The organism is Streptomyces sp. NPDC006552, assembly GCF_040611655.1.
Classification (GTDB): Bacteria; Actinomycetota; Actinomycetes; order Streptomycetales; family Streptomycetaceae; genus Streptomyces.
In genome coordinates this window covers 33,689-46,603 of the sequence record NZ_JBEXOS010000067.1, presented here as the reverse complement: position 1 = coordinate 46,603, position 12,915 = coordinate 33,689, and the positions used below count along the sequence as shown (strand labels likewise).

The following is a 12,915-nucleotide window of genomic DNA, read 5'->3' as shown; positions in this document are numbered from 1 at the left end:
CGGCGCCGGCGCCGACGTGCGGTGGCGCGACGACGCCCCCGAGGGGCTCCTCCACTTCGAGCGGCCCGGCTTCGCCTGCACCGTCAACACCACCGATGCCGCGGTCTGTATCCCGGCCCCCGGTTCCCCGCTGCTCGCCAGCGCCCCCGTCGACGTGGTGGACGGCGCGGTCGAGCTGCCCGCCGACACCACCGTCTGGTGGGCGGTGTGACGGTCCCTGTGCCGAGGGGCGCCGACAGCGGCGCCCCTCGGCTCCACGACATCGCGGCGCAGGCCGCCGTCAGCGAGGCCACCGTCAGCCGTGTCCTCAACGGCAGGACCGGGGTCGCGGCCGCCACCCGGCAGAAGGTCCTGGCCGCGCTGGACGTGCTCGGCTACGAGCGTCCCGTACGGCTGCGGCAGCGCAGCGCCGGGCTGATCGGGTTGGTCATCCCGGAGCTGACCAACCCGATCTTCCCGCTGTTCGCGCAGGTCATCGAGCAGGTGCTGGCCGGGTACGGGTACACGCCCGTGCTCTGTACGCAGATGCCGGGCGGGTCCACCGAGGACGAGCTCGTCGAGCAGCTGGAGGAGCGGGGCGTCAACGGCATCGTGTTCCTGTCCGGCCTGCACGCGGACACCACCGCGGACACCAGGCGGTACGCCAGGCTCGCCGAGCGCAAGGTGCCGTTCGTGCTCATCAACGGCTTCAACGAGCACGTCAACGCGCCGTTCGTGTCGCCCGACGACCGCTCGGCGGCGCGGATGGCCGTGCGTCATCTCCGGGATCTGGGGCACACCCGCATCGGTCTGGCCGTCGGGCCGACCCGGTTCGTGCCGTCGCGGCGCAAGGCGGAGGGCTTCGTGGCGGCCCTGCACACCTTGCTGGGGCTGCCCCATGACGAGGCCGGGAAGCTGATCCAGCGCACCCTGTTCACCGTCGAGGGCGGTCACGCCGCGGGCGGCGCGCTCCTGGACCAGGGCTGTACCGGAATCGTCTGCGGGAGCGACCCCATGGCCCTCGGGGTCATCCGGGCGGTGCGCGAACGCGGCCTCGACGTGCCCCGGGACGTCTCGGTGATCGGCTTCGACGACTCACCGCTGATCCCGTTCACGGACCCGCCGCTGACCACGGTGCGCCAGCCCGTGCAGGCGATGGCGACCGCCGCGGTGGGAGCGCTCCTGGAGGAGATCGGCGGCACCCCCGTGCAGCGCACGGAGTACGTCTTCCAGCCCGAGCTCGTGGTCCGGGGCTCCACCGCGCAGCCGGCGCCGCCGCGGGTCGGCGAGGCGCCGCAGTCGTAACCGGCCGGTGGTGGTGCGCTCCGGTCCGGACGCCGGGCGCGTGGGACCCGACGCGGTCGGGCCCTCGGCGCCGGACCGGAAGCGTGGTTGAACGTAACACCGGCGCAACCTTTGCGTAAGACCTTGCAGGCGGCGTCTGCCGATTTTTCGCGGCCGGAACCGCCCGGTCGAGCTCTCCGTGCCCAGAGGGTTGACCGCGACGGCGGTGGCTCGTACGGTCGCCCCGCAATCATTTGCAGCAAGATTCAACGGTCTTACGGGCATGGCGCGTTGCCCTCGAATCAGGAGGAACCATGGCCAGAAAGTCCGTGGCTGCCGCGCTTGCCGTCCTGGCGGGAGCCGTCGCAGCCGTCACGGTCCCGGCCCCCGCCCAGGCGGCGCCGCCGGGCCAGAAGGACGTCACCGCCGTGCTGTTCGAGTGGAACTTCGCCTCCGTCGCCAAGGAGTGCACCACCACCCTCGGCCCGGCCGGCTACGGCTACGTACAGGTCTCCCCGCCCAACGAGCGCATCCAGGGCGCCCCGTGGTGGACCGCCTACCAGCCGGTCAGCTACAAGATCGCCACCCGGCTCGGCGACCGCGCCGCCTTCAAGAACATGATCGACACGTGCCACGCGGCCGGGGTGAAGGTCGTCACCGACGCGGTCATCAACCACATGGCGAACGGGGCCGGGACCGGGACCGGCGGTTCCCCGTACAGCAAGTACGACTACCCGGGCACGTACTCCAAGGCCGACCTGGACGACTGCACCACCGACATCACCAACTACGCGGACCGCTGGAACGTGCAGCACTGCGAGATGGGCGGCCTGCCCGACCTCGACACCGGCGAGGAGCACGTCCGCGCGACCCTCGCCGGGTACCTGAACGATCTGCTCGCGCTCGGCGTCGACGGCTTCCGGGTCGACGCGGCCAAGCACATCGCCGTCGAGGACCTCGCGAACATCAAGGCGCGGCTGACCAACCCCGACGCGTACCTGAAGCTGGAGACCATCGGCGCCGCCGGCGAGGCCGTGCAGCCCACCGAGTACACGGGCGTCGGCGACCCGCAGGAGTTCCGGTACGCCTACGACCTCAAGCGGATGTTCGGCAGCGACAAGCTCGCCTCCCTCAAGAACTTCGGTGAGTCCTGGGGCTACCTGCCCAGCGACAAGGCGGCCGTCTTCGTCACCAACCACGACACCGAGCGCAACGGCGCCACCCTCAGCTACAAGGACGGGGCCACCTACACGCTCGCCCAGATCTTCTCGCTGGCCTGGCCCTACGGCGCGCCGGACGTCCACTCCGGCTACGAGTTCAGCGGCGACGAGGGCGGCCCGAACGGCGGTCGGGTGAACGCCTGTTACACCGACGGCTGGAAGTGCCAGCACGCCTGGCGCGAGATCGCGAGCATGGTCGCCTGGCGCAACACCGCGCGCGGCGCGGCGGTCACCGACTGGTGGGACGACGGTGACGACCGGATCGCGTTCGGTCGCGGCGCCAAGGCGTACGTCGCGATCAACCACGAGTCGTCGTCGCTGACCCGCACCTTCCAGACGTCGCTGCCGGCGGGCGACTACTGCGACGTGCAGAGCGGCAAGGGCGTCACGGTGAGCGCCGCGGGACAGTTCACCGCCACCCTCGGCCCCGATACCGCGCTCGCGCTGCACATCGGCGCCAGGACCTGCGGCGGCGAGGTGGGCGGCGGCACGACCGAGCCGGCCACCGGCGCCTCCTTCCAGGTGGCCGCCACCACCGCCTGGGGCCAGAACGTCTACGTCACCGGTGACCGGGCCGCGTTCGGCAACTGGAACACCGCCGACGCGCTGAAGCTGGACCCGGCGGCCTACCCGGTCTGGAAGCGTGACGTGGCGCTGCCCGCCGGCACCACCTTCGCGTACAAGTACCTCCGCAAGGACGCGAACGGCAACGTCACCTGGGAGAGCGGCGCCAACCGCACCGCGACCGTCTCCGCCACCGGTGCCGTCACCCTGAACGACACCTGGCGCGACTGATCGTCCCACCGCACGACCGCCCGGTGTCCCGCCTCCCCGCAGGCACCGGGCGGCCCGCGCGGCCCCGCAACGTTCCGCCGACGGCGCCCTGCCGGGCGCCACCGCAGTGCACACGGCTCAGCTCCAGAAAGGCCCGACAAGGTGAACCGAAGACAAGGCCGCACGCCCGGCGCGCCACGGAAGACGGTGGCCGCGGTCGCGGTTGCCGCGCTGCTCGCCACGGCGCTGCACGCCGCGACGTCGGCGTCGGCGGCCCCCGCGCCCCCCGGGCCCCCGTCCGACCGCACGCTCGCGGCGCAACCCGGCCGGGACGACGCGACCCGCGAGCAGTTCTACTTCGTGCTGCCCGACCGGTTCGCCGACGGCGACACGGCCAACAACAGGGGCGGACTGACCGGCAGCCGCTCGGCGACCGGCTTCGACCCCACGGACAAGGGCTACTACCAGGGCGGCGACCTCAAGGGCCTGACCGGCAGACTCGACTACATCAAGGGTCTCGGCACCACCGCGCTATGGATGGCGCCGATCTTCAAGAACAAGCCGGTCCAGGGCGACAGCGCCGGCTACCACGGCTACTGGATCACCGACTTCACCCAGGTCGACCCGCACTTCGGCACCAACAGGGACCTGGCGACCCTCATCGACAAAGCCCACGCCAAGGGCATGAAGGTCTACTTCGACGTCATCACGAACCACACCGCCGACGTCATCACCCACACCGGGCAGCCGTCCGGCTACCGCGGCAAGGGCGCCTACCCGTACCTGGACACCCAAGGCCGCCCCTTCGACGACACGAAGGAACCCGGGCGCAAGGTCGACGCGGACTCCGTCCCGTACCCGCCGCAGATCGCGGCACCGGAGAAGAACGCCAAGGTGCCGTCCTGGCTCAACGACCCGGCCATGTACCACAACCGCGGCGACTCGACCTTCGTCGGCGAGAGCGGCCTGTACGGCGACCACACCGGCCTGGACGACCTGTGGACCGAGCGCCCCGAGGTCGTGACGGGCATGGAGCGGATCTACGAGAAGTGGGTCAAGGACTTCGACGTCGACGGCTTCCGCGTCGACACCGTCCGCAACGTCGACATGGCGTTCTGGACCAAGTGGGCCACCGCCCTCGACACGTATGCCGCGAAGCAGGGCCGCGACCACTTCTTCATCTTCGGTGAGACGTTCTCCGCGGACCCGTCCGTCACCGCGCCGTACGTGACCGAGGGCCGTCTCGACGCGACCCTCGACTTCCCGCTCCAGAACGCGGTACGCGGCTTCGCGTCCCAGGGCGGGCCCGCGACCGGGCTCGGCGACGTCCTCGCGCAGGACTACCGGTACACGACCGACAAGGCCAACGCGTACAACGAGGTCACCTTCCTCGGCAACCACGACATGGGCCGCATCGGCTCGTTCCTGAAGTCCGACAACCCGGACGCGAGCGACGCCGAACTCCTGCGGCGCGACCGCCTCGCCCACGAGCTGATGTTCCTCGACCGCGGCAACCCGGTCGTCTACTCCGGCGACGAGCAGGGCTTCACCGGCGCCGGCGGCGACAAGGACGCCCGGCAGACGCTGTTCGCGTCCAAGGTCGCGGACTACCTGGACGACGACCAGATCGGCACCACGCGCACCCACGCGAGCGACGCCTACGATCCGGCCCACCCGCTGTACAAGGCGATCGCCGCACTGTCGAAGCTGCGCAAGGACCACCCGGCGCTCGCGGACGGCGTACAGAAGGAGCTGTACGCGAAGGACTCGGTCTACGCCTTCTCGCGCACGGGCGAGGGCCGCGAGTACGTCGTCGCCGCGAACAACGCGACGACGGCGAAGACGGTCCAGCTGGACGTGGAGTCCGCGGCCTTCCGGGCCCTGTACGGGGGTTCGGGCACGACCCGCGCCAAGAGCGGCAAGGTGACGGTCACCGTCCCCGCTCTGTCGTCGCTCGTCCTGCGCGCCGACAGCCGGCTGCCGTCCGCCACCGCCGGACCGTCGCTGCACCTCACCGCCCCGGCGGCCGGGGCCACCGGCACGGTCACCGTCTCCGCCGACCCGGGGGAGACCGCGTCCGCCCGGGTCGTCTTCGCCGCGCAGACCGGCGACGGCGCATGGCGGACCCTCGGCACCGCCGACCACGCTCCGTACCAGGTCACCCAGAAGGTGCCCGACACCGTCGCCGCCGGAACCCCGCTGCGCTACAAGGCCGTTGTGGTGGACCGCGCGGGACGCACCGCGAGCGCCCTGGCCGCCTCGACGGCCGGACAGGCCCCGGCGCCCCAGAAGCCGAGCGCGGTGGAACGCGCCTACGCGGTCGTCCACTACAAGCGGGCCGACGACGACTACGACGGCGCCGTCCTCAAGTCGGGGGAGAGCACCGGGGAGTTCACCGGACGGGACGCCTACGGCGCCTTCGCCTGGGTGAAGGTTCCCGACGGGGCGGAGTCGGTGACGTACACCGTCGAGAAGGACGGAGCCGCCGACGGCGGGGCCCGCACCCTCGACCTCGCGCAGAGCGGTGAGGTCTGGGTCGAACAGGGCAAGGACGGCCAGCGCACGGCCAGGCCCGACGGGGTCTACCCGGCGCCCGACACGAGCAAGGCGGTCATCCACGTCCACCGCGCCGACGGCGACTACGACGGCTGGGGCCTGCACACCTGGACCGGCGCCGCCCAGGAGACGGAGTGGACGAAACCGCTCCGGCCCACCGGCAAGGACGCGTACGGCATCACCTTCGAGGTGCCCCTCGCGGCCGGTGCGACCTCGCTCAGCTACATCTTGCACAAGGGCGACGAGAAGGACATCCCCAGCGACCGTTCCCTGGACCTGGCCACGTACGGCAACGAGGTGTGGCTGAACTCCGGGGACGCCGACTACCTGCTGCCTTCGGTCGGTTCGGCCCCGGACCTGGACGTGACCCGGGCACAGGCCCAGTGGATCGACGCGGGCACCGTGGTTCTGCCCGGCTCCGTCGCCGCGTCGTCGGCCCGGTCCACGCAGCTCGTCTACGACCGCGCGGGCTCCCTCGCCGTCCGGGACGCCGCGCTGACCAGCGAGGGTCGCTGGCTGCGCCTGCTGCCCGCGCAGCTCAGCGACGCGCAGCGGGCCGCGTACCCGCAGCTGAAGGAGTACACGGCGTTCAGCGTCGACCCGCGCGACCGCGACCGGGTGCGGGAGGCCCTGCGCGGCCAGGTCATCGCCACCCAGCGCGCGGCGAACGGCGCCCTGCTCACGGCCACCGGCGTCCAGCTCCCGGGCGTCCTGGACGACCTGTACGCGAAGGGCGCCGAACAGGCCCGCCTCGGCCCGGTGTTCAAGAACGGCAAGGTCACCCTCTCCGTCTGGGCACCGACCGCGCAGAACGTCCGCCTCGAACTGGGCGGCACACAGCGCGCGATGCGCCGCTCCACCGCCACCGGCGTCTGGTCCGTCACCGGCCCGGCCGCGTCCTGGCGCGGCAAGGAGTACCGCTACGCCGTGACGGTCTGGGCGCCCAGCGTGCACAAGCTCGTCACCAACAAGGTCACCGACCCGTACGCGGTGGCGCTCACCGCGGACTCCGAGCGCGGCCTCGTCGTCGACCTGGCCGACAAGAAGCTCGCCCCGAAGGACTGGTCGAAGCTGGCCAAGCCGAAGGCCGTCGCCATGAAGGACGCGCAGATCCAGGAACTGCACATCCGCGACTTCTCGGTGGCGGACCCGACGGTCCCCGCGCAGGACCGGGGCACCTACCGCGCCTTCACCGACACCGGCAGCGCCGGCTCCCGGCACCTGCGGGAGCTGGCCGCATCAGGCACCTCGTACGTGCACCTGCTGCCGGCCTTCGACATGGCGACCGTCCCCGAGAAGAAGTCCGACCAGGCCACCCCCGCCTGCGATCTGGCGTCCCTCCCCGCCGGCAGTGAACAGCAGCAGGCGTGCGTGGCGAAGAGTGCCGCCAAGGACGCGTACAACTGGGGCTACGACCCGTACCACTACACGGTCCCCGAAGGCTCGTACGCCACCGACCCGGACGGCACCCGGCGCACCGTCGAGTTCCGCCAGATGGTCAAGGCCCTGAACGAGGACGGCCTCCGCGTCGTCATGGACGTCGTCTACAACCACACGGCGGCCGCGGGACAGGTGCGGACCTCCGTCCTGGACCGGATCGTGCCGGGCTACTACCAGCGGCTGATGGCCGACGGCTCGGTCGCCACCTCCACGTGCTGCGCGAACACCGCGCCCGAGAACGCCATGATGGGCAAGCTCGTCGTCGACTCGATCGTCACCTGGGCCAAGGAGTACAAGGTCGACGGCTTCCGCTTCGACCTGATGGGCCACCACCCCAAGGCCGGCATCCTCGCCGTCAGAAAGGCCCTGGACGGGCTCACGGTCCAGAAGGACGGCGTCGACGGCAAGAAGATCATCCTCTACGGGGAGGGCTGGAACTTCGGCGAGGTCGCCGACGACGCCCGCTTCGTGCAGGCCACGCAGAAGAACATGGCGGGCACCGGCATCGCCACCTTCTCCGACCGGGCCCGCGACGCCGTACGCGGCGGCAGCCCCTTCGACGAGGACCCGGGCGTCCAGGGCTTCGCCTCCGGCCTGTTCACCGACCCCAACTCCTCGCCGGCGAACGGCACGCCCGCCGAACAGAAGGCCCGCCTCCTGCATTATCAGGACCTCATCAAGGTCGGCCTGTCGGGCAACCTGGCCGGCTACGAGTTCACCGACACCGACGGGAAGAAGGTGACGGGCGCCGGCGTCGACTACAACGGCGCGCCCGCCGGATACGCGGCCGCCCCCGGCGACGCCCTCGCCTACGCGGACGCGCACGACAACGAGTCGCTGTACGACGCGCTGACGTACAAACTGCCGGCCACGACGAGCGCGGCGGACCGCGCGCGCATGCAGGTCCTCGCGATGGCCACGGCGGCACTGTCGCAGGGCCCCGCGCTCTCCCAGGCGGGCACGGACCTGCTCCGCTCCAAGTCCCTGGACCGCAACTCCTTCGACAGCGGCGACTGGTTCAACGCGATCCACTGGGACTGCGCTGCGGGCAACGGGTTCGGCCGCGGACTGCCCCCGGCCGCCGACAACCAGGCGAAGTGGCCCTACGCCGGGCCGCTGCTCACGTCCGTGCCGGTGCCCGGCTGCGCCACCATCGGCACCGCGTCCGCCGCGTACCAGGACCTCCTGCGGATCCGCACGGCCGAAGGGGCCTTCCACCTGGGCACGGCCGGTGAGGTCCAGGAGAACCTCTCCTTCCCGCTCTCCGGGACGGACGAGACACCGGGCGTGATCACCCTGCGCCTCGGTGACCTGGTGGTCGTCCTGAACGCGACGCCGCAGCGGCAGCGCCAGACGGTCGCGGCACTCGCCGGAACCGGGTACCGGCTGCACCCGACGCAGGCCACCGGCTCGGACCCGGTCGTCAAGTCGGCGTCCTACGCGACGGGCTCGGGCACCTTCACCGTGCCCGCGCGGACGGTCGCGGTCTTCACGCGCTGAGCGGGAGGACGGAGGCGGGGCGGGGGCGGGGCGAGAGTCCCGCCTCCGTTCGGCTGCGCCGCGCGCGTTAGATTCGCGCGGTCCGGAGGGATTGATGGTGCTATGGACAGCCCTAGCTCATCCGGAGTTCTCGTCCGGCGTCTGCCTCCCGAGCGCCGCAGCGCGCCGCTGGCCCGGCACTTCGTGCGGTCGGCGCTGCGCGGTGTCGCGCAGGAAGCGGTGGAGACCGCCGAGCTGCTCACCAGCGAGCTGGTGACCAACGCGGTGCTGCACGCGCGTACCGAGGTGGAGGTGCAGGTCTGGTCGCACGACGGACATGTGCGCGTGCGCGTCAGCGACGGCCGGCCGGACCGCCCGCTCGTGCCGCGGGAGGCCCGGCCGTACGCGGCCACCGGGCGGGGCCTCACGGTCGTCGAGGAGCTGGCCTCCAGCCATGGCGCCCACGTCGGGAAGGGCCGTAAGACGGTCTGGTTCGAGCTGTGGCCCAAGGCTCCGGTGCCGCCGACGTCCGGGTGGGAGTGCGTGCCCCTGAGCGACGGGCGGACCACGACCGTGACCCTGATCGACATGCCGCACATCGTGTTCCGCGCGGCGCAGCAGCACGGTGACGAGATGCTGCGCGAACTGATGCTGACCACCCGCGTCCAGGAGCGCGTCGGGGTGTCGGGCGTGGAGCTGCTCGTGGCCGGCGACACCGCCAACCTGATGAACGCGTGCCTGACATCCGCGCTGGAGGAGACGGTCACCCGCGGCGCCACGGTGACGGTGGACATCGCGGTCCCCCTGGACGCCGCACCCGCCGTGGACACGTTGCGGCGCGTGTTCGAACACGGTGACGCGGCGGCGCAGCTGGGCTCCCTGCTCACCCTCCCGGCCCCGCCGCACGTACGAAGCCACCGCCAGTGGCTGCTCGACCAGCTGGTCACCCAGCTCTCCGGAGGCCCGCCCACCGCGTGGACGCTGCAACCGGGCGGCCCGGACGCGACGTCGGTGGAACTTACGCCGTGGGACGCCGGTGACGTGGCGGACAACAGCGCGCCGACGGTCGCCGCCGACGACGACGGCCGGATCATCGCGGCCAACGCCGCCCTGGCCGATCTGCTGGGATGGCAGAGCGACGAGCTGATCGGCCGGCCGCTGGCCGTGCTCATCCCCGACCACCTGCGCGAGCGCCACCGGGCCGGATTCACCGCCCTGCGGCTGACCGGCCGCTCCCGCATCATGGGCCGCTCCATCCCGCTGCCCGCACTGCACCGCGACGGCGGCCTCGTCCACGTGCGGCTGCATGTGCGAAGCCATGAGGCGGTGGACGGCCGCACGGTCCGGGTCGGCCAGTTCATGCCCGCGGTGACGGCGCCCGGCGAGCACCGGCCGGTGGCACCACCCCCGCCTCAGCCTTCGGTGCGGCTGCACACCGGCGCGGCGGCGCCGGTGTCCAGTGGCGAGGAGGCGACCCGGGCGTGGCAGCGGCTGACCCTGCTGGCGGACACCGCCGGCGCGCTGTCGAGCACCCTCGACCTGCGGGAGGGGCTGCGCCGCGTGTGCCGCGTCCTGACCCGGGAGATGGCCGACTGGTGCGTGGTGGACCTGCTGGACGAGCACGGGGACGCCGAACGCGTCTGCGTCGTCCACCGCGAGCCGCACGCCCTGAACGGCGGGGTTGACCTCGGCAGACTGCCCTCGGTGTCCGAGAACGCGAAGGGACCGCTGGCACGGGTCCTGCGCGGCGCGGGACCCCTGCTGATCACCGACATCCCCACCCCGGACCAGGCCGAGAACGCCCTGGACGCCCGGCAGCTGCGACTGTTCGAGCAGCTGGACGCGCACAGCACGATCATGGCTCCGCTGCGGGCCCGCCGCGAGGTGCTGGGCGCCCTGATCGTCGTACGCACCGGACACGACGCCCCCTTCACCGAACAGGACGCGCTCCTCGTCGCCGACCTCGTGGAAGGCATCTCACTGAGTGTCGACAACGCCCGTCTGTACCAGCACACCCGGACCGCGGCCGAACGCCTGCAACGCTCGCTACTGCCCCGCCTCCCGCACATCCCGTCCATGGAGATCACCGCCCGGTACGCCCCGTCCAGCACCACCGCCCAGATCGGCGGCGACTGGTACGACGCCTTCACCCTGCCCGACGGCGACACGGCCCTGGTCATCGGAGACGTGGCCGGGCACGACCTGACCGCCGCCGTGACCATGAGCCAGCTGCGCAACATGCTCCGCGGCATCGCCGTCGACTGCCAGGACCAGCCCTCGGAGGTCCTGCGCCGCCTCGACCTCGCGACCCTCACCCTCTCCCCGCACTCCACCGCGACCTGCGCCTACGCCGTCGTCAAGGGCCCGCACAGCGGCCCCTGGGAAGTGCACCACTCGTCCGCCGGCCACCTTCCCGTGCTGCTGACGTATCCCGACGGCGACACCCGCTACCTGGACTCCGCCTCCGGTCTCCTCATCGGCGTGGACAGCACCCTGCCCAGACCCACCGCCCGCGACCCGCTGTCGCCCCACTCCACCCTGCTCATGTACACCGACGGGCTGATCGAACGCCCCGGAGAATCACTCAGCGACTCCCTGGCACGCCTGCGCCGGCACACCGCCGCCCTGGCCCGGGCCCCCCTCGACGTCTTCTGCGACGAACTCATCCTCAGCCTCGGTGCCGGCAGCACCGACGACATCGCCCTCCTCGCCCTGCGTCCCACCCCGCCCTCCCTCTGACGCGCCACCTCCGTCAGGCGTCCGCGAGCAGCGGGTCGTACGGGGTGTTCGTGCGGCGGCCCGACATGAAGGAGAGGAAGTCGCTGACGAAGGCGCTGCGGCTGTAGGTGCCGTCGGTGGTGGCGAGGTCGCGGTGGAAACCGGTGCGAAAGAGCGCCCGGTGTTCCTCGGCGTCGATGGTTCCGCTGCCGTCCTTGTCCGTGGCGTCGAAGAGGACCTCGGCCACGCGGATGAGCGCGGGACCGGCGAGCGAGGGCACGGCCGCGGCGTACTCGTCGGCGCTGACGCGGCCGTCGCCGTCGGTGTCCAGAGCGGCCTGGAGCTCGCGCTACCAGGCGGCGAAGGCGTCGTAGAGGCGGGTCTCCTCGGGTTCGTCCAGGTCGAGGCGGGTGGCCAGCTCGCGTGCCATGGCGGCGAGATCGGGCCAGTCGAGGTGGCCGTCGCCGGTCTGGTCCAGCACCTGACGGAAGAACTCCTGTGCTGAGCGCCGGCCTTCTTCGGCGGCCGCCGACGGGCCGGTGCCGGGACCGGGGTCACCGCCACCGGTCAGCGGGGTCAGCAGACGGAGCAGTGCCGCCGCCCGCTTCATGCGCGCCCGCAGCGCGGTCACGGTCCGGGCGCGGGGGTCGTCGCTGTCGGGTGACAGGGAGAGGGTCTCGATGATGGTTTCGGCGTTGATCCAGCCCTGGGGCAGGAAACGGGTGAGCCCGGCGGCGAGGTAGGCGCCCTGCATGAGGGTGGTCGCCCCGGGCATCTCGGGCAGGCCGGCCCGGCGCCGGTAGGGTTCGGGAAGCGAGGCGACGGTGATCGCGCCGAGCACGGGGCCGACGACGGCCCGGCCCGCGGCCCACAACGCCGGTGCGCCGTCGAGCAGCGCGGGAGCGGGCAGGTGGTCGAAGAGGCGGTAGAGGATGACGCGGGCCGCCTCGGTGTTCTCCAGCTCGTTCTCGACGACCCTGTCGAAGTACCGCCAGAAGTCCCGCAACTCCGCGGGCAGTTCATCGGCGTCGCCGTCGAGCGCGGCGAGGAACATGCGGTACTCGCCGTACATGCGCTCCACGATGTCCGGTTCGAGCGGCTGGCCGCTCAGCCGGCACATGGTGACAGCGCTGTCGAAGAGGGTGGCCACCACCCAGGCGCGGGCCGGGCGGTCCATGGCGTCGTAGGCGCGCCCGCGGGAGTCGGAGCCGCTCATGCGGGCGTGCAGCCGGTTGAGGCGGGCGGCCTCCCTCGCGCGTGACGCCGGGTCGGCGTCGAACATGCGCCGCATGCTGAGGAAGGTGTTGCGCAGGCGACGCCAAGGGTGGGCCATGAAGGTGGAGTTGTCGGCGAGCGCGGCACCGATCTGCGGGTGGGCGGCCTCCAGCACGGTGGCGCGGATCATGGCGAGCGCCCAGCGCGGGTCGTCGAAGAGGGCGCGGAACTGTGAATCCGCACCGAACAG

At 72.0% G+C, this 12,915-nt stretch carries 4 protein-coding genes and 2 pseudogenes; 5 read left to right on the top strand and 1 reads right to left on the bottom strand.

Annotated elements, in window-relative coordinates:
* The 5 genes and pseudogenes from ABZY33_RS29650 to ABZY33_RS29630 form a co-directional block, all read left to right on the top strand.
* Positions 1 to 211 (top strand): annotated as a pseudogene (locus tag ABZY33_RS29650) (alpha-glucosidase); the annotation flags it as partial.
* Positions 199 to 1,284, top strand: coding sequence for a LacI family DNA-binding transcriptional regulator (locus ABZY33_RS29645; RefSeq protein ID WP_356494773.1), 1,086 nt, complete (start codon positions 199 to 201; stop codon positions 1,282 to 1,284). The pseudogene ABZY33_RS29650 and the gene ABZY33_RS29645, both read left to right, overlap by 13 nt.
* A gap of 293 nt (positions 1,285 to 1,577) precedes the next feature.
* On the top strand, positions 1,578 to 3,278 hold the full coding sequence (locus ABZY33_RS29640; protein WP_356494772.1) for a carbohydrate-binding module family 20 domain-containing protein: 1,701 nt from the start codon (positions 1,578 to 1,580) through the stop codon (positions 3,276 to 3,278).
* A 141-nt stretch (positions 3,279 to 3,419) separates the two neighbouring features.
* On the top strand, positions 3,420 to 8,753 hold the full coding sequence (pulA, locus tag ABZY33_RS29635; RefSeq protein WP_356494771.1) for a pullulanase-type alpha-1,6-glucosidase: 5,334 nt from the start codon (positions 3,420 to 3,422) through the stop codon (positions 8,751 to 8,753).
* Between the two features lie 102 nt (positions 8,754 to 8,855).
* On the top strand, positions 8,856 to 11,471 hold the full coding sequence (locus ABZY33_RS29630; RefSeq protein ID WP_356494770.1) for a SpoIIE family protein phosphatase: 2,616 nt from the start codon (positions 8,856 to 8,858) through the stop codon (positions 11,469 to 11,471).
* A gap of 13 nt (positions 11,472 to 11,484) precedes the next feature.
* Here the strand turns inward: ABZY33_RS29630 and ABZY33_RS29625 are convergent.
* Positions 11,485 to 12,915, bottom strand: a pseudogene (locus ABZY33_RS29625) (oxygenase MpaB family protein).